This window comes from Halomonas sp. HAL1, from assembly GCF_030544485.1.
GTDB classification, from domain to species: Bacteria; Pseudomonadota; Gammaproteobacteria; order Pseudomonadales; family Halomonadaceae; genus Vreelandella; species Vreelandella arctica.
The window spans coordinates 2569386-2595596 of sequence record NZ_CP130610.1 but is presented as its reverse complement, the minus strand read 5'-3'; the positions used below and the strand labels follow the sequence as shown (position 1 = coordinate 2595596).

At 52.9% G+C, this 26211-nt stretch carries 22 protein-coding genes and 2 pseudogenes; 13 read left to right on the top strand and 11 right to left on the bottom strand.

Annotation, left to right across the window (positions count from 1 at the left end; all coding sequences use genetic code 11):
* Positions 1 to 102 precede the first annotated feature (102 nt).
* Both Q3Y66_RS12205 and Q3Y66_RS12200 read left to right on the top strand, forming a co-directional pair.
* Complete coding sequence (locus tag Q3Y66_RS12205; protein ID WP_008959949.1) at positions 103 to 678, top strand: elongation factor P hydroxylase; 576 nt, start codon at positions 103 to 105, stop codon at positions 676 to 678.
* Between the two features lie 45 nt (positions 679 to 723).
* A complete protein-coding gene (locus Q3Y66_RS12200; RefSeq protein ID WP_008959948.1) occupies positions 724 to 1299 on the top strand; it encodes a hemerythrin domain-containing protein in 576 nt (191 codons plus the stop codon).
* Between the two features lie 109 nt (positions 1300 to 1408).
* Here the strand turns inward: Q3Y66_RS12200 and Q3Y66_RS12195 are convergent, their stop codons facing one another.
* From Q3Y66_RS12195 to Q3Y66_RS12180, 4 genes are all read right to left on the bottom strand, one after another.
* Positions 1409 to 1924, bottom strand: coding sequence for a DUF2795 domain-containing protein (locus tag Q3Y66_RS12195; RefSeq protein WP_008959947.1), 516 nt, complete (start codon positions 1922 to 1924; stop codon positions 1409 to 1411).
* The gene (locus Q3Y66_RS12190; RefSeq protein WP_008959946.1) at positions 1924 to 2919 is read right to left on the bottom strand and encodes a DUF2795 domain-containing protein; all 996 of its coding nucleotides are present in this window, start codon (positions 2917 to 2919) and stop codon (positions 1924 to 1926) included. The genes Q3Y66_RS12195 and Q3Y66_RS12190 overlap by 1 nt, the downstream gene beginning before the upstream one ends.
* A 149-nt stretch (positions 2920 to 3068) precedes the next feature.
* Entirely contained in the window at positions 3069 to 3548 is a 480-nt protein-coding gene (locus tag Q3Y66_RS12185; protein ID WP_008959945.1) for a hypothetical protein, read from the bottom strand.
* Positions 3549 to 3561: 13 nt separating this feature from the next.
* Positions 3562 to 4413, bottom strand: coding sequence for a TatD family hydrolase (locus Q3Y66_RS12180; protein ID WP_008959944.1), 852 nt, complete (start codon positions 4411 to 4413; stop codon positions 3562 to 3564).
* Positions 4414 to 4649: 236 nt separating this feature from the next.
* On the opposite strand from Q3Y66_RS12180, the gene Q3Y66_RS12175 reads away from it, so the two are divergent.
* Genes Q3Y66_RS12175 through Q3Y66_RS12155 form a run of 5 tightly spaced genes read left to right on the top strand, consistent with a single transcriptional unit; the run spans position 4650 to position 11555 of the window.
* On the top strand, positions 4650 to 5903 hold the full coding sequence (locus Q3Y66_RS12175; RefSeq protein ID WP_008959943.1) for an ABC transporter substrate-binding protein: 1254 nt from the start codon (positions 4650 to 4652) through the stop codon (positions 5901 to 5903).
* 39 nt (positions 5904 to 5942) lie between these two features.
* A complete protein-coding gene (locus tag Q3Y66_RS12170) occupies positions 5943 to 7496 on the top strand; it encodes a fatty acyl-CoA synthetase (RefSeq protein WP_008959942.1) in 1554 nt (517 codons plus the stop codon).
* A gap of 2 nt (positions 7497 to 7498) precedes the next feature.
* Positions 7499 to 8641, top strand: a complete 1143-nt coding sequence (locus Q3Y66_RS12165; protein ID WP_008959941.1) for an acyl-CoA dehydrogenase family protein — start codon at positions 7499 to 7501, stop codon at positions 8639 to 8641.
* Between the two features lie 32 nt (positions 8642 to 8673).
* The gene (gene bktB / locus Q3Y66_RS12160; protein WP_008959940.1) at positions 8674 to 9861 is read left to right on the top strand and encodes a beta-ketothiolase BktB; all 1188 of its coding nucleotides are present in this window, start codon (positions 8674 to 8676) and stop codon (positions 9859 to 9861) included.
* A 41-nt stretch (positions 9862 to 9902) separates the two neighbouring features.
* Complete coding sequence (locus Q3Y66_RS12155) at positions 9903 to 11555, top strand: fatty acid--CoA ligase (RefSeq protein WP_008959939.1); 1653 nt, start codon at positions 9903 to 9905, stop codon at positions 11553 to 11555.
* A 17-nt stretch (positions 11556 to 11572) separates the two neighbouring features.
* On the opposite strand, the gene Q3Y66_RS12150 is transcribed toward Q3Y66_RS12155, so the two are convergent.
* The gene (locus Q3Y66_RS12150; protein ID WP_050805331.1) at positions 11573 to 12568 is read right to left on the bottom strand and encodes an AraC family transcriptional regulator; all 996 of its coding nucleotides are present in this window, start codon (positions 12566 to 12568) and stop codon (positions 11573 to 11575) included.
* Positions 12569 to 12750: 182 nt separating this feature from the next.
* Between Q3Y66_RS12150 and Q3Y66_RS12145 the strand changes: the two genes are divergently transcribed.
* Positions 12751 to 14667 carry an ATP-binding cassette domain-containing protein gene (locus Q3Y66_RS12145; protein ID WP_008959937.1) on the top strand — a complete coding sequence of 639 codons (1917 nt, stop codon included), beginning with the start codon at positions 12751 to 12753 and terminating at the stop codon, positions 14665 to 14667.
* A 61-nt stretch (positions 14668 to 14728) separates the two neighbouring features.
* Here Q3Y66_RS12145 and Q3Y66_RS12140 read toward each other — a convergent pair whose 3' ends face one another.
* On the bottom strand, positions 14729 to 15181 hold the full coding sequence (locus Q3Y66_RS12140) for a universal stress protein (protein ID WP_008959936.1): 453 nt from the start codon (positions 15179 to 15181) through the stop codon (positions 14729 to 14731).
* A gap of 198 nt (positions 15182 to 15379) precedes the next feature.
* Between Q3Y66_RS12140 and Q3Y66_RS12135 the strand changes: the two genes are divergently transcribed.
* A complete protein-coding gene (locus tag Q3Y66_RS12135; protein ID WP_008959935.1) occupies positions 15380 to 15949 on the top strand; it encodes a hypothetical protein in 570 nt (189 codons plus the stop codon).
* Here the strand turns inward: Q3Y66_RS12135 and slyA are convergent.
* Together slyA and Q3Y66_RS12125 are read right to left on the bottom strand one after the other, a co-directional pair.
* A complete protein-coding gene (slyA, locus tag Q3Y66_RS12130; RefSeq protein WP_008959934.1) occupies positions 15928 to 16380 on the bottom strand; it encodes a transcriptional regulator SlyA in 453 nt (150 codons plus the stop codon). The genes Q3Y66_RS12135 and slyA overlap by 22 nt on opposite strands.
* Positions 16381 to 16456: 76 nt before the next feature.
* On the bottom strand, positions 16457 to 17611 hold the full coding sequence (locus Q3Y66_RS12125) for a DUF5924 family protein (protein WP_008959933.1): 1155 nt from the start codon (positions 17609 to 17611) through the stop codon (positions 16457 to 16459).
* A 254-nt stretch (positions 17612 to 17865) separates the two neighbouring features.
* Between Q3Y66_RS12125 and fadB the strand changes: the two genes are divergently transcribed.
* Positions 17866 to 20052, top strand: a complete 2187-nt coding sequence (gene fadB / locus Q3Y66_RS12120; protein WP_008959932.1) for a fatty acid oxidation complex subunit alpha FadB — start codon at positions 17866 to 17868, stop codon at positions 20050 to 20052.
* Between the two features lie 23 nt (positions 20053 to 20075).
* Positions 20076 to 21254: an acetyl-CoA C-acyltransferase FadA gene (gene fadA, locus Q3Y66_RS12115; protein ID WP_008959931.1), complete on the top strand. Its 1179-nt coding sequence runs from the start codon at positions 20076 to 20078 to the stop codon at positions 21252 to 21254.
* Between the two features lie 75 nt (positions 21255 to 21329).
* On the opposite strand, the gene Q3Y66_RS12110 is transcribed toward fadA, so the two are convergent.
* The 3 genes and pseudogenes from Q3Y66_RS12110 to Q3Y66_RS12100 form a co-directional block, all read right to left on the bottom strand.
* Complete coding sequence (locus tag Q3Y66_RS12110; RefSeq protein WP_008959930.1) at positions 21330 to 22424, bottom strand: histone deacetylase; 1095 nt, start codon at positions 22422 to 22424, stop codon at positions 21330 to 21332.
* An 88-nt stretch (positions 22425 to 22512) separates the two neighbouring features.
* Positions 22513 to 22755 (bottom strand): annotated as a pseudogene (locus Q3Y66_RS12105) (flavodoxin family protein); the annotation flags it as partial.
* Positions 22756 to 23088: 333 nt separating this feature from the next.
* Positions 23089 to 24161 (bottom strand): annotated as a pseudogene (locus Q3Y66_RS12100) (IS3 family transposase).
* Between the two features lie 328 nt (positions 24162 to 24489).
* Here Q3Y66_RS12100 and Q3Y66_RS12095 point away from each other — a divergent pair.
* A complete protein-coding gene (locus tag Q3Y66_RS12095; RefSeq protein ID WP_008959927.1) occupies positions 24490 to 24729 on the top strand; it encodes a hypothetical protein in 240 nt (79 codons plus the stop codon).
* Between the two features lie 25 nt (positions 24730 to 24754).
* The gene (locus Q3Y66_RS12090; RefSeq protein WP_303319488.1) at positions 24755 to 26197 is read left to right on the top strand and encodes an FAD-dependent oxidoreductase; all 1443 of its coding nucleotides are present in this window, start codon (positions 24755 to 24757) and stop codon (positions 26195 to 26197) included.
* Positions 26198 to 26211 lie beyond the last annotated feature (14 nt).

Below are 26211 nucleotides of genomic sequence, written 5' to 3'. Positions count from 1 at the left end.
GCGCTAGGTTAGCAGGGAAGCCTATGCCTTGCTGCCCTGTATTTAGTTTGCCTCTGTGAGGCAGTTATACTTTCTCAAACGGCAATGATAAACGAGGTCAATTTGAATCACGTGCAGGATCGATGGACGCTGGCTGATATTACCGCGCTCTTTGATGGCATTTTTGCAGAGCATTATCAAACACGCCTAATTCGGGGGGACGATGAACCCCTCTATCGGCCTGCTGATAGCGAAACACCGTACCATCAAGTTATTTTTGCGCGGGGCTATTATGCCAGTGCGTTACACGAAATTAGCCACTGGTGTATTGCGGGAGAAAAGCGTCGTCAATTAGAAGATTACGGCTATTGGTATTCGCCGGATGGGCGTAATGCTGGGCAACAAGCTGCTTTTGAGAGCGCAGAGGTTGCTCCCCAAGCGTTAGAGTACCTATTTGCCCAGGCGTGTGGCCGTCATTTCCATGTCAGCGTGGACAATCTGGGCGGCGATACAGACGTGGATCGGGATGCTTTCCAACAGCGCGTTATGGTTCGGGCAGCGCGCTACCAAGATGAAGGCTTACCCCTACGTGCCAAAGCCTTTTGCCATGCATTGAACGCTTACTATCAACAAGGGCTGACGCTCAAAACAGCCATTGCTCAAGGACTTGATAGGTTGCTATGCACACGACTATGTTGAAGTTGTCTACTATGTAGGGGTTACGAATCATAAGGAGGGAATCTCATGACTCAGCACAATACAAACGGAACAGCCAAGGATGTGGTTGATATCCTAACCTCAGATCATCAGGAAATGATGGCGCTGGCAGGCCAAATTAAAGGCTCAAATGACCCACAGTGGCGTAGAGATACGGCGGATACCTTGATCGCTGAGGTAATGCGCCATGCCATTGCCGAGGAAATGTACGTTTATCCGGCAATAGAAAAATACATACCGAATGGAACCGAAGAGGTTGAGCATGACAAACAAGAGCACGATGAAATTGTTCAAGTAATGAAACAGCTGGAAGATTGTAATGCCGTCGATCCGGTTTTCATGACGCAGCTCGAAAAGTTAGAAGGATTGTTAAGTCACCATGCAGACGACGAGGAGTCACAGCAATTTCCTAAGATGCGCACCCGTATGTCCGGTGACCAACTCATTGAACTAGGTGAAAAATTAGAACAGGCCAAAACACTGGCGCCGACTCGTCCACATCCCAACGCTCCTCATTCAGAACTCTTCCATAAGAGTGTGGGGGCGGGTGTAGGCATGGTTGACAGGCTTAGAGACAAGCTCACGGGGCGGAAAACGAAGTAAATACAAGCTTAATTTAGGTGCTGGTGACCGCAGACAGTTTTTTAGACGGCTTTTGCTAGATAGTTTTCCTTAAAAGGTAGAGGGAAGCAATGCGCCACTTAGTGGCGCTTTAGTTTACCTGCTTCAACTCGTGGGTAATGTCAGCCATGCTGTGGTAGTGATGGTCGCTAAACTGCTTCAGCAGTTGTATTTCCTGCTCACTCGCATTTCGATAGGCATGATTGATTAGCTGCTCACGCGTGGCTGGAAAGCTTATTCCATCGAACAGGCTAGCAAAGCGAGCTGCGGATGGGGCTTGCATGGCACGCTGGCCGCCAGTCTTGCTTGGCTGGTTGTGGGGCACGTCTTCATGAGTACGCAATTCTCCGAAGGCACGCGCGACCTCGGCAGCATCGCGATACTCCTGGTCGGATAATTGCCGCACGATGTCATACACCTCTTGCTCATCGTCACTCAGTGCATCGACGAGTTCGCTGCGTGTTTTCGGGAATTCAATCCCTTTCAGCGCTTTTTCAATATCAGCCGCAGAGACCGCCTGTTTTGGGTGAGAAGTGACCATATGCCGCTCGTAAAGTGATTTTTGCTCGAACTCAGCCCCGCATATTTCGCAAGTAAACTGTGCCATCAGCGTATCTCCCCCAGCGCTTTTTGGATATCTGCCATCGTTGCGTACTTTCGGCTGGGAAATTCCTTTAATACGTCAATAACGTCATCTGTGGCATGGTTGGTGTTGGCCTGTTTAATCAGGTCCGCCTTGCTGCTCGGTAAATCGATGCCCTTGAGTGCCTTGGTAATGCCAGCCGCCGATGCCGAATCAGTGGCTGCCTTGCCACCGCGCTCACCGCCTTTGCTGCGATCGCCTTCGGGTTCCTTGGCTTCTGGCTGCATGTGCGGCTCGGTGAGCTCGCCACCTTCCAGCGCTTCATTGGGCCACTCGCGCATTTTCAGCCCTAACGTCTTGAATAGGGCCGCCTTGCCGGTGATGGAAATTTGCTCTTCGGCGAGGTTGTCATGCGCTCCGATGAGCAGAAGTTGAGCATCTTCGTAGTCGAGCAGCCTGCTATCGTCAATATCCAGCCAGCGTTTGTCGGCGAATTTCTCTATTAAGCGCTTGGGGTAGTTCGGTTTAGCGTCTGGAAAGCCGGGGACATCAAGAGATGGGTTGCGCACCGAGATGATATAACTTGCCTCGGCAAGAATCCCCAGTTCCGCCTGCGCTTTGCCGGGGTTAGTGGGGTTGGTGAGCCGATAAGCCAAACGCGAACTGTTGTGACGCTCAAAGATGGCGTAGCGCCCTTCTCCAACAGGAATGGCCTCGCCCTGTTCCTGCTCGCCACGGGTCTTGGTAGCGTAGTCGAGCGGCGCCAGCGCCTCGCCAATGTTTGTTGGCTTGCCTGTCATGTCGTTCATCATCCACTCGCGCGCGGTAGACGATGGCTTGCCATGGCTAATCTTAGGCATGCGCTTTTTGCCCACCAGGAATAATCGAGCGGTATCTTTATCGTCTGGCGCTAGCACTAGGTAAAGGCGCTGAACGTCTTCAATGTTTTCGACCCGCGGTGTATTGACCTTGGGCCGATAGAAAAAATAGATATCTCCCTTTTCAACATAATCCTTCATCTGTCACCTCCTGTGTAGAAATGGCTATGTCGTTAAGATGGCGTCCTCAAAAGGGTGCCCTACAGCTACCGTTCTAAACAAAGCCTCTTTATGGATTAGCAGAGGATTTTCCTTCGTGCAAACGTGCCTTGGCTATTGGTTGCTAATGCCTAGTCCTCTTCGGTTAGGCGCTGGTGCATCGAAAGCATAACCTCAAGCTCATGTTCTGGACGCATCGGCTCCAAGCCCAGCTCGCTGAACGTTTCACGCCGCTGGCGATGCCATTCGCCAGGAGTGATTGAAGGGTAGAGCACCGATGCCGGGGCTAGTTCCACGAATGGATCCAGCCCATAGGTGTCAAACAGCCGCGCCAGCGCCGCTTCGTCGTCGCCGTTGTCGCTGGTATACAGCGTGGCGGAGAAGTGGTCGTTCTCAAGTTCGCGAATCACTTCCAAGGGACTAACCCCCAGGCTCTCCAACTCTTCCATGCTGTAGGCGCCCAAGGCATTGGTGTCTTCCTTGATCCAGCTATCATCCGGCTGAATCAATGTCTGCTTCACTCGGCCATCAGGCAGCGACCAGGCAATGGCGAGCGGTAAACCATCGTCTTCGCCTGTTTCAATGGCAATAAACCCAGGATAATCGGCCACGCTAGTACTCCTATTATGATTCTGCGGGAAGACGGAAAAAACGCTTGGCAGTTTGTGTGGTGGCGTTGCCTAGTTCAGTTTCGTTGATGCCGTGCCACTGAGCAATCTCGCGCACTATCCAAGGCAACAAAGCGGGTTCATGGCGGCGACCTTTGAGTTTTGTCGGCAAGTTACGAGGTAACAAATAAGGGCAGTCGGTTTCAACCATTAAACGTTCAAGAGGAATATCACACACCAATGATCGCAGGTGATGACCGCGCCGCTCATCGCAAATCCAGCCCGTTAACCCTATATGCAAGTCTAGGTCGAGATAACCAAATAGCGTATCGCGGTCAGCAGTGAAACAGTGCACTACCGCGTGGCTGATATCGTCTCGCCATGCATGCAGGATTTCGCGCATACGCTGGCCAGCATCGCGCTCATGTAAAAACAGCGGCAAACCGCTTTTGACGGCGAGTGCCAGCTGCGCTTCAAAGGCACGCTCCTGCTCCTGAGGCGTCGAGAAGTTGCGATTAAAATCCAGCCCACACTCCCCTACAGCCACTACTTCCGGTAAGGCATGCAGGGCCGCCATGGCCCGCTCAAGACCTTCGTTCCACTGGCTGGCGTCATGAGGGTGTACACCCGCCGTGGCGTACAGGCCAGGATACTGTTTGGCCAACTCGACGGCTTGCTCGGCGTGGGCAAGGTCGGTACCGGTCACGATCATGGTCGTTACTTGCGCCGCTTGGGCACGTTGGATAACCGCCTCAAGATCGCGGCCAAAGCTTTCATGGGTTAAGTTAGCGCCGATATCCACCAAAGGGGTACTAGGCCGAAACTGTAGTGCTTCGGGTAAAAAATCATCGGCATACGCGGTGGTCAAAGGTGTCTCCCATTCAATATGCAAAGGCACCATTGTAACGGCATGCGCGAGCATCGACTAATGGTGTATTGAAGAAGGTAAGCGCAAGGAATGGCACGAATTGCAAAAAATCTGGCTTGATAGGTAAACAGCTAGGGCTTATTACCGCCTAAGATGAACTTAAGCAATTGCGTGCTACGTCACTGTAATTGATTCAATAACACCCTTTAATAACAACAAAAGAGAACCACATAACTATGCAACTATCTTATCGTTCATCTCATCGTTCATCTCGTCGCTTTGCTACTTCCACTCTCGCTGCTGCCATTCTGATGGCCAGTTACGTGCCAACTACCGTCGCTGCTGAAGGCATTTCCGATAACGAAATCCGTATTGGCTATTTAGCCGATATGTCCGGCGTTTACCGCGACCCCATTGGCCCGTTGGGCGAAGATGCTATCAATATGGCGATTGAAGATATGGGCGGCAGCGTCAATGGGGCCAATGTTGTGGTGTTTAGCGCCGATGATCGTAATAGCCCGGATGTAGGTTCAAGCGTCGTGCGTGAGTGGATCGATGAGCGCAACGTCGATATGGTCACCGGGCTAGTGGCATCTTCTGTCACCCTGGCGGCGGTGAGCCTGCTGGAGGAGGCGGATAAACTTGGGCTGGTCAATGGCGCTGTCTCTTCAAGCATTACAAACGAGCACTGCTCACCCAATCACATTCACTGGGTTTATGACACCTGGGCGATGTCCAACGGTACGGCAAAGGCGATTACTGATGAGGGCCACAAGAATTGGTACCTGTTAAGCGCTGACTACTCTTTTGGCCACGCACTGGAGGCCGATGTCACTCGAGTAGTGACTGAAAATGGCGGCACTATCGTAGGCAGCGCTCGCCACCCGTTCCCCAGCAGTGACTTCTCCTCTTTTATGCTCCAGGCGCAAGCATCTGGCGCTGATGTCATCGCGCTGAATAACGCTGGTGGCGATACGATCAACGCGGTACAGACAGCAGGCGAGTTCGGCATTACCCAGGCAGGGCAGATTCTTGCAGGGATGGTGCTGTTTAGTACCGACATCCGCAGCATTGGCCTAGAGAATGCTCAGGGGCTGCAGTTCACCAAAGCATGGTACTACGATTTAAACGATGAAACCCGCGCCTGGGCGGAGCGCTTCCGTGAGCGTACCGGCAGCATGCCCACCATGGTACATGCGGGTCTCTACTCTAGTACTCGCCACTACCTTGAAGCGATTGAAGCGACCGGCACTGATGATACCCAAACCGTTCGTCAGCAAATGGCCGATACCCCCATCAACGATATCTTCGCCACCGGTGGCTACATTCGTGAGGATGGCCGCATGGTTCACGATATGTATTTAGTCGAAGTGAAAACTCCTGAAGCGTCGCAAGATGAGGATGATCTCTTTCATGTTATTCGCACCATTCCTGCAGAAGAAGCCTTCCGACCGCTTTCAGAGAGCAACTGCCCGCTGGTAAACAGTTAAGTCTCTGCCAATTCACGATAACAACTCAGAGGATTTGGCATGTCTGGAACGTCTGTTATTCAGCAAAACAGTATCGGGGCTGCTTTAAATCGTAGCGCTCGAAAATACTCACACCAGCTGGCGCTAGTGTTTGGCGAACGCCAGTGGCGCTATCAATCACTCAACCAGGCAGTCAACCGCGTGGCAAACGGCTTGCTGGCAGCCGGGCTTACGCCGGGTGATCGTCTGGCGGTGTATGGCAAAAATTCTGACGCTTACGTTATCGCCTGGCTGGCCGCTGCTAAAGCGGGATTGGTACATGTGCCGATCAATTTCGCCTTAAGTAGCGATGAGCTGCGTTACCTTCTTGACCAGTCGGGGGCTGCTGGTTTGCTCAGCGATATTAGCCTCGCCGACAAAGTGAGTGCCGCGACCGAAGGTTTGGATCTAGCCCTGATGGGAACCCTGCACGCGGATCAGGGGCGGAATGCAGAAAGCTTTGATGTACTCGCCCATGCGACGTCAGGATCCAATAGTGAAGAGCCCAATGTAACGATCGATGGCGCAAGTCTTGCTCAGTTGCTCTACACCTCGGGCACCACCGCCGCGCCTAAGGCCGCGATGATGACCCATCAGGCTCTGATGGCCGAATATATGGCCTGTATGGTTGAGCTGGATATCAAAGGCAGCGACGCCATGCTCGCCGCGCTGCCGCTCTACCACTCAGCGCAAATGCACGTCTTTCTGATGCCAGCACTGTTGCTCGGTGCACCTGTCTATTTGCTAGAGGCGCCGCTCCCCGAGTTGTGCTTGAGCGCCATGGCTGAGTATAAGATCGCGTCTTTTTTTGCCCCGCCCACGGTCTGGATTAGCCTGCTGCGCCACGCTGAATTTGATCGCTTTGACCTTGGCACTCTCAATAAAGCCTATTACGGTGCCTCAATTATGCCGGTGCCGGTACTGGAGGAGCTCCAGCAGCGTATACCGGGCGTAGGGCTCTATAACTGTTATGGGCAGAGCGAAATTGCTCCCTTGGCGACCGTGCTGCGCCCTGAAGAGCACGCCGAGCGCCCAGCTTCCGCTGGGCGGCCCATTCTGACGGTGGAAACCCGTATCGTCGATCTCGATATGAATGACGTATCACCAGGAGAGCATGGCGAAATCGTCCACCGCTCACCGCAGCTAATGAAGGGGTACTGGGATAAACCGGCGATGACCGAAGAAGCCTTCCAGGGCGATTGGTTCCACTCCGGGGATGTGGGCTACTTCGATGAAGCGGGCTACTTATACGTTGTTGATCGTATCAAGGACGTAATCAATACCGGCGGCGTGCTGGTGGCTAGCCGTGAAGTAGAGGAGGGGCTATTCAAGCACCCGGCGGTATCCGAAGTGGCGGTAATCGGCCAGCCGGATGCGAAGTGGATCGAAGCCATCACCGCGGTGGTGGTACTGAAAGAGGGCCAAGAGGCAAGCGAGGAGGAGCTAATCCATCACGCAAAAACGCTGATGGCGCCTTATAAAGTGCCAAAGCGCATTATGTTTACCGATGCGCTACCCAAGAGCACCGCAGGCAAAATTCTCAAGCGCCATCTACGTCAAGATCTCAAGGAGTGAGCATGGACGAGCAAACGACCGATCTGTTTCACACCATGATCAAACGCTGCCTAAGTCAGGAGGTCACACCTTGCTACGATGAATGGGAGGCAGCAGGCGAAATACCCCGTTCACTGTGGCATGCATTGGGCGCTGCGGGCCTTCTCGGCATTGACCTTGACGAAAAGCACGGTGGTTCAGGGGCCGATATCGCCATCACCCAGCTGGCGCTGGAAGAGCTCTCCTGCCAGGGGTTTGGTGGCCTTGCCAGTGCCTATAATATCCACGCCAATATCGTTATGCCCTACTTGCAAAATCTGGGTACAGCGGCTCAATGTGAACAGTGGCTGCCAGCCATGGCCCGTGGCGATGTTCTTGGTGCTATTGCGATGACCGAACCCCATGCGGGTAGTGATCTTGCGTCAATGCGAACCCGTGCGAAACGCACCAACAATGGCTGGGAGCTAAGCGGTAGCAAAATGTTCATCACCAATGGCCAGTTTGCCGACCTAGTCATCGTATGTGCCAAAACCGACCCTTCTGCGGGTGCCAAGGGCGTTTCACTGTTTTTGGTCGACACCCACTTACCCGGCCTCTCGCGGGGTAAACCGATTAAAAAGATCGGCCAGCACGCAAGTGACACCGCCGAGCTTGCCTTTGATCAAATGCAGTTGCCCCATGATGCGCTGTTGGGAGAAGAGGGCGCTGGGTTCCGTTACTTAATGCAGGAACTCCCCCGTGAGCGGCTGGGCGTAGGGGCACAGGCGCTGGGCGCTGTAGAGGGGGCTCTGGCGCTGACGTTGGAATACGTACAGCAGCGCGAAGCATTTGGACAGCGGGTGGCGGATTTTCAAAATACCCGCTTTACCTTGGCGGAAATCAAAGCCCAGTTGGACGTGGCTCGTGCCTACTTTGAGCACTGCGTCGAAAAGTACCGCCAGGGCACCATGAGCAGCACGGATGCGGCGATTTTAAAACTGCAGCTCAGCGAGCTGCAGTGCCAAGCGGTGGATCGCTGCCTGCAGCTATTTGGCGGTTACGGCTACACCCACGAATATCCCATTTCACGCTTTTATCTGGATGCCCGAGTACAAACGATTTATGCCGGCAGCTCAGAGATCATGAAAGAAGTTATCGCCCGCTCGCTGCTGGGCAAAGTGGCTTAGCAAGACGATGCGTTTGAACACAGGAGAGAGCCATGCGGTTGGACAATGTAGTAATTTTAGGCGGCGCACGAACCGCTATCGGTGGTTTTGGTGGTTCGCTCTCAACCAAGGCACCGTTTGAACTGGGGGCGATCACCGCCAAGGAGGCGTTGCGGCGGGCAGGCATTGAGGGCGCAGATATCGATCACTCGGTATACGGTCACATAATTACCACCGGCCCCCAGGATGCCTATCTGTCGCGCCATATTGCGCTCGAAGCAGGTGTGCCGAAAGAGGCGGGGGCCTTCAACGTCAATCGGCTGTGTGGTTCAGGTGTACAGGCGGTGGTCTCAGCCGCCCAGCAGATTGCCATGGGCGACAGCCGCTTAGCGCTGGCAGGTGGCGCGGAGTCGATGTCACGAGGGGCTTATCTGCTACCTCCTCAAGCGCGTAACGGCGTGCGCATGGGTGATATGAACGTACAGGATTTGACTCTCGGTATATTGAGCGATCCGTTTGGCAGTGGCCATATGGGCTGCATTGCTGAAAACATTGCTAAACAGTATGGCCTAAGCCGTGAGCAGTTGGATCAGTTTGCCCTTGAGAGCCATCAAAAGGCAGCGTTTGCGATTGCCGAGGGACGTTTTGATGATCAAATCGTAGCGGTGGAGGTCAGTCACGGTAAGCAAGCGGTGCTCTTCTCTCGTGATGAGCACGTGCGCGATGACGTTCAGCTTAGTGATTTGGCACGGCTCAAGCCCGCCTTCCAAAAAGAGGGCGTGGTTACCGCAGGCAATGCCTCGGGTATCAACGATGGTGCCGCCACCTTAGTGCTTGCCCATACCGATGAAGCCACACAGCGCGGCCTAGCGCCAAGGGCGCATCTTCGCGTTGCCACTACAGCAGGCGTTGAGCCAACGCTGATGGGCCTTGGCCCGATTCCAGCGGTGAAACGCTGCCTGCAGCAGGCGGGGCTAAGTATTAACGATATTGATGTGATTGAGTCCAACGAAGCCTTTGCTGCCCAAGCGATGGCGGTGGCGGAAACGCTCGGGTTCCCGTTAGCGAGGCTAAACCCCAACGGCGGCGCGGTTGCCTTGGGTCATCCAGTGGGAGCCACGGGGGCTATTTTGATACTCAAGGCCCTTCACGAATTGGAGCGTATTAACGGTCGCTACGGCTTGATAACCCTGTGTATTGGTGGAGGGCAGGGAATCGCCCTGCTAATCGAACGCGGATAAAACGCCTTTATTGGAACAAAAACAAGCTCACAGGAGTTTTTATGTCTTCAGTCACCCCCAAAATTTTACCCGCCGCGGCCTCTGCGACGAACCCCGCCCTGATGATTGGTGACTTGCTAGATGCGGGTGTGCGCATGGCAGGCGAAAATCAGATTGTCTACCGGGATCAGAGCCGCCACAGCTATGAGCGCTTTCGTGAACGGGTGCACCAACTGGCACATACTCTGACATCACAGGGCGTGCAAGCTGGTGATGTTGTGGCAGTGCTAGATTGGGATAGCCACCGGTACCTGGAGTGCTTCTTTGCCATTCCGATGATCGGCGCGGTACTCCACACGGTGAACGTGCGCTTAGCTCCGGAACAAATCCATTATACCATGGAGCACGCTGAAGACGTTTTTGTCATCGTACACGAAGAGTTCGTGCCACTGCTTGAGCCGCTGGCCGATAAGCTACCCCAAGTGCGTGGCTACCTGCTATGTCAGGAAACTCAGCAAACAGTCGAGACTTCACTGCCGTTGGTGGGCGAGTTTGAAGCGCTATTAAGCCAGCAGCCCACACACTATGATTTTCCCACTTTCGATGAAAACGCCGTCGCCACCCTGTTCTACACCACCGGTACCACGGGTAACCCCAAAGGGGTTTTCTTCACCCACCGCCAGTTGGTGCTGCATACCTTGGGTGAGGCCAGCGCTTTCCAGGCGCCCGGCTTTGAGCTGCTTAACCGCGACAAGGTCTATATGCCGATTACCCCCATGTTTCACGTTCACGCCTGGGGAGTGCCGTATACCGCCACGTTGATGGGGGCTACCCAGGTTTATCCTGGCCGTTATGAGCCGGAAATGCTGGTCAAGCTGCTGGTCAGCGAAAAGGTCGACTTCTCCCACTGCGTACCGACCCTGCTCAACATGGTGGTCAGCGCCGAGGCGATTGCCTCAAAGCAGGTCGATCTCTCTGGCTGGAAGGTATTGGTCGGCGGTAGTGCGTTAACCCAGTCGCTGGCAAGCAAGGCATGGGCGTTGGGAATTGATACCCGTAGTGCTTATGGCATGTCGGAAACCTGCCCGCTACTCACCGCCGATATTCTGCCGCGAGATATCGGCGACGCTGATTTTGAGACCCAGCTACCCTGGCGCTGTAAAGCGGGTCTGCCGATTCCACTGGTTAAGCTTCAAGTGGTCGATGCGAACGGCGAGCCGCTACCCAATGATGGTAAAAGCGTTGGCGAGGTGCGTGTTCAGGCGCCCTGGCTGACCCAGGCCTACTACAAAGAGGAGAAACGCAGTGCGGAGCTATGGCGCGACGGCTGGCTGCATACCGGGGATGTGGGTTCGCTTGATGAGCGGGGCTTTCTGACCATTAGCGATCGCATAAAAGACGTGATTAAAACCGGCGGCGAGTGGCTCTCGTCGTTAGAACTGGAGAGTTATATCAGCCAATGCCCAGGTATCGCCGAAGTGGCGGTGATTGGGGTCGCGGACGATAAATGGGGCGAGCGGCCGGCTGCGTTGGCTGTGCCTATGGACCTGAACAACCCACCCACGACTGAGTCCGTGCAGGCGTTTTTAGAGCAGTTTGTCGCCCAGGGTAAACTCAACCGCTGGGCGATACCCAGCATGATTCGTTTCGTCGATGAAATACCTAAAACCAGCGTGGGCAAGCTAGATAAAAAACGTATCCGCACCGAAATTTAGGCTATTCATTAAGCTTATCAGCGAGCGTTGCCCGCCGTACGTGCTTTGCGATACGCGGCGGGAGAATTGCCTGTCCAGGTTTTAAAAGCGCGACTAAAGCAAGCTAAATCCTCAAAGCTCAGTGCCTCTGCGATGCTGATGAGTGGTTTCTCGCTACAGGTGAGCGCCTGAATAGCGACATCGCGGCGGTACTCATCCTTTACCGCTTGGAAGTGGGTTCCCTCCCTTTTGAGATGCCGCGCCAGCGTGCGAGCAGACATATGCAGCGCATCGGCTACGCTATGCACGGTGCCAGACCTGGTCAGGTGACGTGATAGGTGCTCGCGCACCCGGTGGGTGAGCAGGCGATCTGCAAACGATACATAGAACCAGTCTGCCGGGGCACGCTTTAGAAAAGCGCCCAGATGTCTCTTGGTCTGGCGGATAGGATGATCAAGAAAACCGCGATCAATATAGATCGCGGTTTGTGCCTGCCCAAATTTTACCGTACCGGGGTAAAAATAGAGATAATCAGCACTATGCGGCGGCTGGATGTAAGCGCATTCCATTAAAATGGGCGGTATTTTACGCGCTATCATCCACGACGCGATGCCGTGAAACAGCTTGAGCATCAGCTCATGAATTAGCGTGCGGCTGCCCATTAAAGGGGTATGCTCCACCAGCGCCATGCGAGCAAGATCCCCTTCTAGCGTAAACGCATAGCCGAAGTCATCGAGGAGAATACGGAAAAACTGCGTATAGCGGTGCAGTGCTACCTGCAAGTTTGGCGCATCTAGCATGCTTAAACACAGCAGCTTCAGGGTGCCACCTCGTAGCGGACGGGAAAAAAAGCCGGGCGTTTCATCATCCAGTTCGTTTACCAGTCCGCGGTAGAGTTCCGCAAACTGCTCAACTGTAACGCGGCCATGGGGAGCCGAGAGTAAAAAGGGCGAAATCCCCGCCAGTTCCAGGTATCGGGAGGGCGGTATTGTGCTGTTCGGCAAGCCTTTAAACAGCTCATTTACAAAATGCATCGAGACGGTCACCGTCACTGTCAGCCCGCCTTTGAAAGTCGTTTTTTGGTAGAGATATTGTAGTTGCTGGCAAAACGTTATCACGCTGGTGATTTCCGCTCTACGATTCCCTTCTATAACGTTCCCCCTCCTAGGTCGCTCATGCGTTACACTGTGCGCCTCACGATTAAGGAGGACACCGCGTGACCCTGTTACGACTCGAACAGCTGCAACTCGCCTACGGCACCCATGTACTACTCAATCGCGCCGACCTGACGGTTGAAAAAGGCGAGCGGCTGGCGCTGGTCGGGCGCAATGGCACCGGCAAGTCCACTCTGCTGAAGCTGGTAGCGGGGGATATCCTGCCCGACGATGGCTCCATTTGGCGCGCACCTGGTCTCAAGATCGGCGTGTTGGCTCAGGAATTACCCGAGTCATCTGGCTTGACCATTTTCGACATGGTCGCCCAAGGCTTGCCAGAAGCCGGAGAGCTGCTCTCCGAGTACGATCATCTTATCAATGATCCCGACCCCGATATGGATCGCATGGCGACCCTGCAAACGCGTCTGGAAGCCATTGATGGCTGGTCGTATCACCAGCGTATCGATACGGTGCTCACGCGCTTAGGCTTGCCCCCTGAGGCTGAAATGAGCTCGCTCTCCGGTGGCTGGCGCCGCCGAGTAGCGCTGGCGCGTGCCCTGGTTGCCGAGCCCGATCTGCTGCTGCTCGATGAGCCTACCAACCACTTGGACTTAGACACCATTGCCTGGTTGGAAGAGCAACTGCTGGCGTTTAACGGCGCGGTGCTGCTGATTACCCACGATAGGGCGTTTCTTTCCAAGCTGGCCACCAATATTCTGGAGCTGGACCGTGGCCAGCTAGGGCGCTACCCCGGTAAGTACGAAGAGTATCAGGCCCGCAAGCAGCATGAGCTTGAAGTGGAAGCACGGGAGCACGCCGAGTTCGATAAAAAACTCGCTCAAGAGGAAGCCTGGATTCGTCAGGGCGTTAAAGCACGGCGTACCCGCAACGAAGGCCGGGTTCGTGCGCTGGAAGCGATGCGTAACGAGCGTAGCCAGCGCCGTGAGCGCCAGGGTAATGCCAACTTGACGGTGGATCGCGGCGAGCGCACCGGCAAGCGCGTAGTGGAGCTGCAAGGCGTCACCCAGCGCTTTGGCGATGACGTAATACTGCGTGATATTAACCTTGAAGTACTGCGCGGCGACCGTATCGGTTTCCTGGGACGCAACGGCGCGGGTAAGACAACCCTATTGAAAATCCTGCTGGGCGAGCTGGAACCCACTGAAGGCAAGGTGCAGATGGGCACCAATCTAAAAGTGGCCTATTTCGATCAGCTGCGTGCCGGTTTAGAGCTAGATAAAACCGTGTATGACAACGTTGCTCAGGGCAGTGATCGCGTCAGCGTGGGCGGTAAAGATCGCCATGTGATGAGTTACCTGCAGGACTTTCTGTTCACCCCTGAGCGGGTACGCCAACCGGTGAAAGCGCTCTCCGGTGGCGAGTCCAACCGCCTGCTGCTGGCCAAGTTGTTCACTCAGCCAGCGAACGTGCTGGTACTTGATGAGCCGACCAACGACCTCGACATGGAAACCCTGGAGTTGCTTGAAGAGCTGCTTCTCGATTTCGATGGCACGCTGCTGCTGGTTTCCCACGACCGTACCTTTATGGATAACGTGGTAACCAGCATGCTCGCCTTTGAAGGCGATGGGGTTGTGCGTGAATACGTGGGTGGCTACACCGACTGGATTCGCCAGGGCGGCAAGTTACCTCCAGCGCCTTGGGAAGGGGCGGCGCGTCAGCGCACTGAGCCCACCTCTGAAACGCCTAAAAAGGTGACCGAAGCTCCGGCTGCCCCGGCTAAGAAAAGCGTTAAGCTCTCCTACAACTTGCAGCGTGAGTTAGATGCACTGCCCGCTGAAATAGAGCGCCTTGAGAGTGAAGTAGAGTCGCTAGAGAGCGAGATTGGTGACCCCGCGTTTTATCAGCAAGAAGCAGAGGCCGTTACGGCTAAACTGCACTCACTAGAAAAAGTGCAGAAAGCGCTAGAAGTGGCCATGGAGCGTTGGATGGAGCTGGAAGCGATGGCTGGCGGGGAATAAACGTAGCAACGATAAAAGGCGCCGAATGGGCGCCTTTTTCGTAGCGATATAAAGAAAAGGTTTACTCGTCGCTTTTCTCGCCTTTTTTGCCCACGCGTACCGCAAGAACATCGCACTGAGCGCCGTGCAGCACGCCGGTAGAGGTTGAGCCTAGCAGTAACGCAAAACCATGGCGACCGTGGGAGCCCACTACGATCAAGTCCACATCATGCTCTTCGGCAAACCGGTGGATTTCGGTATCTGGCATACCCACGACAACATGCTGGTCAGCCTCGGCAATATGTGGCGCGGCAATTTCGGCTAAACGCTTTTTGGCATGTTCATCCAACTGGTCTTGGATGCTGGTCAAGTCCATCGGTATATCGCCACCATAGGCAAACCCAAGCGGTTCCAGGGTATGCATAATGGAAATTTTGGCTTGATCGTTGCGTGCTGCGATTGCGACGGCACGTTCCAGAATTTTGTGGGAATCTTTGGTTAAGTCAACGGCAACTAAAATGTGGTGATAGCTCATGGCATATCTCCTTAGCGTGGATAACACTAGTTCACAAAGAATAATGGAGCTCTTTGCTCAATAACCGTTACTTTAGATGGCGTACCTTATTTTAACAATGACCCGTGTTTTAACCATGACTTGAGTCAAAACAACGGCCTGAGTCATGGTTTTTAGAATAGTGTATACAGTGTCGCTCATGTGGAGGGAAATGTAGAGATGGATTGGTTAATTATAGTCTTTATTCTGATGTTGGTGATTGCCCCGGTCATGTGGTTAAAGCCCAGCCCACGCCAAAAACGCCAAGAGGCATTGCGTTCGCAAATCTCAAAGCAGGGCGTCACTATCAAACTGGAAAAGCCGCCACTGCACCATTTTAGAGGCACGATGCCTGCCTACCGGTGGCATTATCCGCAGTCAGCACCTGGGCCTGATTTCCTCTTGGTCAGAGACAGCAATGCCAGTGACGCTTTAGCACCGTATTATGCAGGCTGGCGCTGGCGAATAGCCCCTTTGCGGCCGCTTCCGGATAATGCCGAGATACCGTTAAAAGCACTGCTTGAGCGATTGCCACAAGACGCATTGGTGGTTCAATCGACCCCTTACACGCTGACATTATGGTGGTGGGAGTCGCAAACCGCTGAACGATTCGCGACTTATTTGCCTGAATTTAAGCAACTGCTTGATGCGCTGCAGGGCCATGCCGACCGGCCTATCGGTCAGTCGCTCAAAGGGACAGAGCAGTCTGCGCCAACCTCAATGAACCATCATGAGGCTGGGCCGTCCTGATCCCGTGCCTGAATTGCTAACCCATTGGCTTCAATCACCGCCAGCCATTCATTGAGCTGCTCAAGGTTCTCCTCGCTCAAGCCTGCAAACATCTCCTTGCGCGCCTGCTGGGCAACGGTATCAATTTTTTCCAACAATGGCATCGCGGCTGGCGTCAGATAGATACGTTTGCTACGGCGGTCATTGTCACAGGCACGGCGTTCTACCAAACCTTGCTCTTCAAGCTGGCCGAGAGTGCGCACCAAGGAGGGCGCCTCAACGCCAATCGCGCGGGCAAGGTCACACTGTGGGTGCCCCTCGCCCAGACGCCACAAGTGATAGAGCGTGACCCAGCGCGTTTGCGTTAAGCCTAGTGGTGCAAGTCGTCGATCTAGGATAGAGCGCCATAGATGCGGCAAGCGTGCGATACGAAAACCAATCGTTGAAGCCATAAGCAACTAGCTACCAATAAGTGTGAGTAGGCGAATTGTCATAAGCTGCGCCACTGAATGCAAGGCGATTAACAATTCAGTCATCCTGTTGCGCCTCTTTATCATTCGTTCGTCCCGGTATAAAACGCCGTAAGTTCAATCCGCTTAAGCCGCTGGCGTGTATTTCTCCATCGGCTAGCGAAGCCTGCTGGCTATCTTCTGCTACTTCAAAGCGTATTAATCCTAGGCGCTGACCGGTGCTTGTCATAATGTCGATGCGCCACTGTCCGGTTGGATCCTCTGGAAAGTTTTGTTTGTGACTCCATGCGCGGTATCCCTGCTCGCGTCCGCCGTTGATGTTCAATTCCACTACGTCCATTGGCTCACCATTATGATGCCAAGCATGGGTAATGGTTTCACTTAACCCTCGCGGTGCGCGAATGGCGGTGTATACATAAAGGCCATTGTCGCGAATAGCTTGGGGCGTTAGCGCCATAGAGCCCTGAGGAAGACGCTGTTCAACATCAAACGCTGGGGACAGCGCGCTACTGGTCATCCATAGGCTGGCGGGGGGCACCCAAATTCGTCCCAGCCAAGCGCCGTAAGCGAGTAACAGGGTTAAACCAAAAAAGGCGCACCAGCGTTTGAGCGAGCGCTGTTTTAGCAAATGCCAAAAACTGGGTAGAGCAACCAAAATAGTAATGCCTAGCGCCAGTAGCAGGCTCTGGCCGGTAGTGAGGTGCACCATGATGGGAAGTGTGACCAGCAGCACCAGGAAAACGCACTGCGCATGAAAGACGAAGTAAACACTTCGCCAGCGCTCAGCGACTTTGAAATAAAGGGGATCAATAATCGACAGCAGCGCCATTCCACCTACCAACAGTGCAAATAGCGTTTGTCCGCTATTCCACACGGTAGTGACTAAAATAAACGGGAGCGTAAAGAAAAGCGTTTCCTGGTGAATCATTTGCGCAATAAAGGTGGTAACGCCACGCGTGGGGGTAGGGTGTCCTCGTCGAGAAAGCCAGCGGCTGATCAAGCCTTCTGAGAGCAGTAGCGTCCAAGCAAACAGTAAGCCCAATGCTAATGCGGCGCCCAGCCACTGTTGACGATCGACCAGAAAGAAGCTGCCTAACCCGGCAGTAAATGCCATGGGCGGCCATAGCCAGCTCCATGGCTTTAGTCGCTCGACAATGCTTTCTATATGCCGCTGAACGGTGGCAATGCGCGATGGCGTGAGCAGTGCGCCCATATAAAGTTAACCTGCAAAATAAAAGGAAGCGTGATCCTAGCAGTATGAACGCACACAGGGGAGTACTGGTCTCAGTAGATTGGTAAATTAGCCAAAAGTCAGGGCTTGACGTACACAGGCAACTCAACCAAGCTAAAGCAATCAAACGAGCGTATGAAATCGATTGGATTGTATTGACCGGATAATGGTATTGGCCGAATAAAAGTGTGGCGGGTTCCTTTATGGAGCCAACCCGAATTGTGGAGAGAGCGCGGATGATCTATCAAGGCAACGCCATCACGGTGACACGTCGTGACACCCCTAGTGGCAATGACATCGCTATGCTCACTTTCGATCTGAAAGGTGAGTCCGTCAACAAACTCTCCAGCGCTGTGGTAGCAGAGCTGGGTGAGGCAGTGAAAGCTCTTCAAGCGGAAGTTAGCTTGAAGGGCTTGCTCATTGCCAGCGCTAAAGACGTGTTCATTGTGGGCGCCGATATCACTGAGTTTCACACGCTGTTCGATAAAGGCGAAGAGTACTTGGTGGAGATGAATCTCAAGGTACACGATATCTTTAACGCCATTGAAGACCTGCCATTTCCCACGGTTACCGCCATTAATGGGCTGGCGCTTGGCGGCGGCTGTGAAGTATTGCTGACCACCGATTTTCGCGTGATGAGCGAGAAAGCCAAGATTGGTCTGCCGGAAACCAAGCTCGGCATTCTGCCCGGTTGGGGCGGTTGTGTGCGCCTGCCACGTATTATCGGCGCCGATAATGCCATTGAGTGGATTGCCGGTGGTACTGAAAACCGCGCTGATGCTGCCCTGAAGGTGGGCGCAGTGGATGCCGTGGTCAGCGCCGAGCAGTTGGAAGATGCCGCGCTGGATATCCTTGATCGTGCCAATGCCGGCGAGCTGGATTATCAGGCGCGTCGCGCTGAAAAGACCAGCCCGCTGAAGCTCAACCCGATTGAGCAGATGATGGCGTTTGAAACCGCCAAAGGCTATGTCGCTGGCAAGGCTGGGCCGCACTATCCCGCGCCGGTTGAAGCGATCAAAGTGATTCAGAAAGGCGCTGGTGAAGAGCGCGGCCGTGCTCAGGCGATTGAAGCTAAAGCCTTCGCTAAGCTTGCGCTGAGCAGCGTTGCATTTAACCTTGTTGGCCTATTTCTTAATGACCAAGTGGTTAAAAAGAAAGCCAGCAATTACGAGAAGCAAGCTCAGCCGGTGAAGCAAACTGCCGTGCTCGGTGCTGGCATTATGGGGGGCGGTATCGCGTATCAGAGTGCCTCTAAAGGCACGCCGATCCTGATGAAAGACATCAAGGATGACGCGATAGAGTTAGGTCTGAAAGAAGCCCGTAAACTGTTTGCCAAGCAGGTAGAGCGTAAGAAGCTGACTACCGAGCAAATGGCTGAAAAACTCACCAACATCCGTCCGACGCTCTCTTACGGTGATTTTGGTAACGTCGACCTCGTTGTCGAAGCCGTTGTTGAGAATCCGAAGGTCAAAGACGCTGTGCTTACCGAAGTGGAAGGCATGGTGGGCGAGAACACTATTCTCACCTCCAATACTTCAACCATCTCAATCAACCGTTTGGCGCAAAACCTAAAGCGGCCGGAAAACTTTTGCGGTATGCACTTCTTTAACCCCGTGCATCGTATGCCGCTGGTGGAAGTTATCCGTGGTGAGAAGACCTCGGACGTCGCCGTTGCTGCCACCGTGGCCTACGCTCGCGCCATGGGCAAAACGCCGATTGTGGTTAACGACTGCCCAGGCTTCTTGGTCAACCGTGTGCTGTTCCCCTACTTTGGTGGCTTTAGCTTCCTGGTTGAGCAGGGCGCTGACTTCCAGCGCGTTGATAAAGTGATGGAGAAGTTTGGCTGGCCGATGGGGCCTGCCTACTTGCTTGACGTGGTCGGCCTGGATACCGCCGTACACGCTAATGAAGTCATGGCCGAAGGCTTCCCTGATCGTATGGCGCGCGAGGGCAAAACCGCTATCCAGGTCATGTACGACAATGACCGCTTGGGCCAGAAGAACGACAAGGGTTTTTACGCCTACGAAGAGGACAAGAAGGGTAAGCCGAAGAAAGTGACCGACGAAGCGGCTTACGCCTTGGTCAAAGAGGTGGTGAAGGAGCACAAAGAGTTTTCCGACGAAGACATCATCGCTCGCATGATGGTGCCGCTCTGCTTGGAAACCGTACGCTGTTTGGAAGATGGCATTGTAGCGACGCCGGCTGAAGCTGATATGGCATTGATCTATGGCATCGGCTTCCCGCCATTCCGCGGTGGCGCTCTGCGCTACATCGATGCGATGGGCGTGGCTGAGTTTGTGAAACTGGCAGAAGGGCTAGCCGAAGAGCTGGGGCCGCTATACGCGCCGACCGATAAGCTGCGTCAGATGGCTCAAAATGGCGAATTATTCTATTCCAACGATAAGTCTGCCAACCAAGCCTAACCACCACGCATAGGAGATAAAAGATGAGTTTGAGTCCGAGAGATATTGTGGTGGTTGACGGTGTCCGTACCGCCATGGCGAAAGCCAAGAATGGTGCTTTTCGTAACGTTCGCGCTGAGAACCTCTCCGCTGCGGCCATGCAGGCACTATTTACGCGTAACCCAAACCTAGACCCGTCGGAAGTTGATGATGTGATCTGGGGCTGTGTGAATCAGACACTTGAGCAATCAATGAATATTGCTCGCAACGCAGCGATTATGACCGGTATTCCCCGTTCGGTACCTGCGCAAACGGTCAACCGTTTGTGCGGCTCTTCGATGACTGCGTTGCATATCGCTGCGGCCAATATCAAAGCGGGCATGGGTGATTTCTTTATCATCGGTGGCGTGGAGCACATGGAGCACGTACCCATGGCCCACGGCGTTGACGTCAACCCTGCAGCCAGCAAATACGCGGCCAAAGCGGCGATGATGATGGGGCTCACCGCTGAGCTGCTGGGCAAGATGCACGGCGTTTCCCGAGAAGAGCAGGACAAGTTTGGCGTGCGTTCCCACCAGCGCGCTCAAGCGGCGATGGAGAAGGGCTACTTCGATAATGAAATTATCGGTGTTGAAGGCCACGATCAGCGCGGCTTTAGAGTGATGGTTCAGCGCGATGAGGTTATTCGCCCCGACTCTACCCTGGAGTCTATGGCGAGCCTCAAGCCGGTATTTGATCCGCGCAACGGTACCGTGACCGCGGGTACGTCCTCGGCGCTTTCTGTCGGCGCCTCGGCAATGGCAGTGATGAGCTACGAGCGCGCTCAAGCACTGGGCTTAGAGCCCATCGCGCGAGTGCTTTCGACCGGTGTGGCGGGTTGCGATGCGTCCATCATGGGGTATGGCCCAGTGCCAGCGTCCAAGAAAGCGCTTAAAGCCGCTGGTCTCTCTGCCGCTGATATCCAAACGGTTGAGCTCAACGAAGCGTTTGCCGCTCAGGGTATTCCAGTGCTAAAAGACTTAGGTTTCCTGGATGCGCTGGACGATAAGGTTAACCTCAACGGTGGTGCCATTGCCCTTGGGCACCCGCTGGGCTGCTCGGGCTCGCGTATCTGCACCACGCTGTTGAACGTTATGCAGCAGCGCGATACCACCCTGGGCTTGGCGACCATGTGTATCGGCATGGGGCAGGGCGTTGCAACGGTGTTTGAACGACTGAAATAACCATAGCGCTTAGGTACTTAAACGGCATCCTTCGAGGTGCCGTTTTTATTTGTCAGGTTTTTGTTCAGAAAAGCACTATTCAGGTTCAGATTGAAAAGCCGTGCGGTGAAAATCCGCTGCGGCTTGTACTTCCGCAATACCGCAGGTATCGGGTACCGGTACTGTGTTGCCCGCCAGGACTGCCAGCACCGCCCTTGTACCGTTGGCCAGTGACTCAAGGTTGTAGCCGCCTTCTAATACAAATACCAACCGGCCATCACAGTGCTGTTCGGCCAGCTGTTGCATAAAACCGGTTAGCGCGCCAAATCCTTCGTAGGAGACGTTGAGCGCCAAGTCATGCCAGTGGGGGTCAAAGCCTGCTGATACTAAAATGATATCAGGTTTAAACCAGGCAGCTGCTGGCGCCAGGATGTCGCGAAAGGCTTTCAAATACGCTTCATCACCGGCGCCAGCAGGTAGCGGTACGTTGATGGTGGTGCCTTCCGCCAAACCGGCGCCTACTTCTTCCAGGTGGCCAGAGCCGGGGTAAAAGGGGGCGGCGCGGTGAATATCAAAAAACATCACATCGGGCTCTGCCCAGAAAATATCCTGTGTACCGTTGCCGTGGTGGGCGTCCCAATCAACAATGAGCACTCTTTCGCAACCTAACGCGCTGCGGGCATGGGCTGCCGCCACTGCGACATTGTTAAACAAGCAAAAGCCGCGGGCGCGAACAGGTTCGGCGTGGTGGCCTGGAGGGCGCACAAGAGCGAAGGCGCTTTTAGTGCGTTTTTCCATCACCGCTTCCACTGCGGCAATAGCCGTTCCAGCGGCGACTTCTGCGGCATCAACGCTACCCGGTGAGACCGCCGTGGTGTCCACATCCAGCCAGGCATTTTTGCCGCGCAGGCTAAAAATGTCGCTTAGATAGGAAGTGGTATGCACACGCGCTAACTGCTCATGGGTAGCCGCTTTACCCCCTTCAATTTTTAAGCCTTCAATGGGTGCTCTCTCAAGCAGCTGTTGAATAGCGGTTAATCGCCCAGGGTGCTCGGGATATTTCCAAGGCACGGGTAAGCCAGCAAGCAGATGGCGAATGCGCTTATCGATTCGCTGGGGTAAAAAGTCAGCGTCGATATTGGGTTCGTGAGCGAGTACGCGATCATCATAGAAGGCAATGACATTGTGCATAATGGCTACCTGAAAGATGTGCGTTGATGACTCTCAATCGCACTGAATGCACGAAGTGCTTACCTACAGTAAGGCAGGCTGCGCGTGGTTATACAATGCCGCTTTCAACACTAAACGCTAAGGTCATGCTAAGTTCTTCTACTTGATCTGCAAACGTTGGCTGCCATTCACCGCGTAAAATGAGGGGTGCCTGCACCCAGCGCCAGCGTAAGCCGGTCACGATGCTCTCTACTGCGCGCTGAGTGCCCGTGCCGTCATGTCCTGCGCGGATATAGAGCGCACAGGGCAATCCTTGCTTTTTTTCTAGAACAGAATAGTAGGTGCGGTCAAAACATAATTATACGAATATGAAAAATGATAATTTTGTTGTCGAGTGAGTGAATCAGTAACGATGAGGCTTAGGGCTACCATGCTGGCAACATTTTTCTGGCAACAGTTTTAAATGAATCGTGATTCATATGATTTTTCTAGACAACAACTTTTTTTCGACCCACCAGCCTCAGATAATACCTGCCTCAATGCTCGCTTCCATCGTCAATCCTAACTCTTCACATTGATCAATAAATTCTGCCTGAAATTCTCCTCTACAGATTAGAGGGTCTTGCACAAGCTTCCGACGTCACCCCATCTTCAGTAGCAGCCGGGTTTAGAGTCAGAAGTAACTTTATCGTAGTTTTACTACCAGTTGCCCGGCATAGGCTGAAAGTGTCAGCCCTCCAAGACTCTTCTTCGGTCTTTCTTCGTTGTACTCCCGCCGCCATGCTTCGATGACAACTTTGGCGTGATGGAGACTGGTGAACCAATGATCATTCAGACTTTCGTCTCGAAAACGCCCGTTGAACGATTCGAAGTAGGCGTTTTGATTGGGTTTTCCAGGGCCGATTAAAACAGTGCAACGCCACGTAGATGCGCCCACAACAGCATGGCGCGCCCACAACATTCTTTACATTATACGTACGAATGGCGCTAGTTAGGCCACATTGTAAAGCCAGATGATCCAGAATCAGTGTTAACGACAGCCCGCCAGTGGCACGTTCAGGCACAATAGCCACGGCTTCATGGGTAGCGTCGTCGACAACGGTGAGGTTCTTTATCACTCGCCCGCCTGCGATACGGTCAAACACAAAATCCATTGACCAGACCTGATTGGCAGCGCCAGGGCGACCCAGTGGCTTTCGTTCAGATGTGGGAACCTTCTTGCGCTTTCGTTGTTTTACCTGCAACCGAGCCGCCGCGTAGAAGCGCTCGACGCGCTTATGATTGACCTGTTCACCGGCTTGACGCAGCTTCAGGTAGATCATGCCAGCGCCATAGCGACGATGCCGATGGGCCAAGGCAACAATGCGTTCACGCAATGCCTCATTACGGTCAGGAGGCAATTGATAGCGCAATGCACTGGCACTCATACGGATGACACGGAGCGCTCGGCTCACTGAGGCCACGTGCCACCATAAAGCGCCCCACCTCTCGGCGTGCAGGGGCACTCACCACTTTTTTCCCAGCGCCTCGCGAGTGACCTCCATCTCCAGCGAGCAGCTTTTCCAAGCGTCCATTTTCGGCTTTGAGTTCTTTGAGTCGCTTGGCATCGGGCACGCTCATGCCACCAAACTTGCTGCGCCATAGGTAGTAACTGGCTTCAGAGAAACCGTGCCGACGGCATAGCTCCTTAATGGGCAGTCCTGCTTCGGCTTCGCCCAGGAAGCCAATGATCTGTTCTTCGCAGAAACACTTCTTCATGTCCAATCTCCTTACGTAGGATCGGACCCTAAAGTGTAGCGCTACTCAATCAAGGGGTGACGTCGAATGAGGTAGCTGTAGTCCACATGCCAATTTATAACCCTAACTGATTTTTTATTGTAATTATTTATTTTTTTAAAAAAGGTCTTGACACCCCTTGACACCTCTAGAATATTATTCTACAAATAGTAAGTACACGGAAAGTAAGTGAACGTACATTATGTGCACTGCCTATATAAGGAGACCTTCTTAAAGAACTTTGCATGGATGAGGTTTCTTTTGAGGACTTTACAGGGCTGATAGTTGAAAACGCTCGAAGGAGTTGGTTGTGAGTATAATAAAAAGTGAGTCGCCATACCCAGTAATTAAAGTAATATTAGCTTATCAGTCGTCAATAACCGCTATTGCATTCCTTTTGGTTTTATTGATTGTAACTGTATATGCCTGGAATACTTTGGGTGGATATGGTTTGGCTATAGGGATATTAACTGGGGCTATTGTATCTGCGATTTTGAAAAGTTATATAGAAGTGCTTGAGATTATATCTGATACGCTTATGCCTCAATAATATAGTTATTAGGTAAGGAGGTAGCATGACTGAAAAGTTGGATTATGAACTTGCTGTAATTGGTGGTGGGTTAGCTGGGCTGAGTGTTGCGGTTAGAGCAAGTGAGTTAGGATGCCGTACTGCTGTTTTCGAAAGAGGTCCCGAAGGTGATTATCTTTGTAATAGCAGATTGACAGGGGGGTTATTTCATATTGCCATGGATGACATGACTGATGATGAAGATATTATTAAAAAAAGGTTAAAAGAAATCACAAGCGACCTTGAAAATGATGTGCAGGTTAAAGCTTTGTCAGAAACGGCACATGAATCCCTAGAGTGGATGAAAAAAAAAGGTGTTAGGATTATCAAAGCGGGACCTGATGGTTTAAGAAAAAATGCCCTTGCACCACCCGGAGTTAGGAGTACGGGGTACTTTAATGGCGGAAAGCCATATTGGCAAGGTAGAAGCGGCGATGTAATGCTAAAAACGCTCTCAAAGAGATTAAATGAACTTGGTGGTGAAATAGTTTACAACGCAGCAGCTGTAGATCTTATCGTTGCTAGTGAAAGTAAATGCATAGGCGTTATTGTTGAAAAAGATGGAAAAAAAACTAACGTATGTGCGAATAATGTTGTTATTGCAGATGGAGGGTTTCAGGCTAACAAGGATCTGATTAAGAAATATATATCCAATGTTCCTGGTGCATTAATGCAAAGGAACGCAGGAAGTGGTTTGGGAAATGGAATTCTGATGGCAGAAAAAATAGGAGCTAAAACTATTGGAGAAGAATCATTTTATGGGCACCTGCTTTACAAAGAGGCACTAAATGATGATAGGTTCTGGCCTTACCCGGTAATAGACAGCCTTGCTACCGGTAGTATGATTGTCGACGAAAATGGTCGAAGGTTTTGTGATGAAGGCATGGGTGGGGTTTATATAACAAATCAAGTTGCCAGGCTCAGGCACCCTTTGTCATCTGTAGTCATTTTTGACTCAACTGCATGGGAGCATGGTCCCGGTAAAGATTGGTTGATACCGCCTAACCCCTTCCTTATTAAAGCAGGGGGTAAGCTAATAGAAGGACAAAGCATTGCCAAACTTTCAGAACAGTTGGACATACCCGAGGAAAATCTAAAAAGTACAATTGACGCCCATAACTATTTCGTTGAGCAGGGATTTGTTAAAGCAGATGAACCTGTAAGAACTGTGGGCAGTGTTAAATCCTACCCAATTAAAACCCCACCGTTTTATGCCATACCTGTTTGCGCAGGTATTACCTATACAATGGGGGGAATATTAACTAATGAAAATGGTCAGGTAATTAATAAAAATGATGATGTGATTGAAGGCTTGTTTGCAGTTGGTGCTTGCACTGGCGGTTTAGAGGGGGGAGCTCTGGTTATAGTGGTGGTTTATCTAAGGCCTTGGTATTTGGGTATAGAGCAGGAACTTATATCGCTAGCAACCATCGATAATTGTAATATATAACGGATAAATTATAT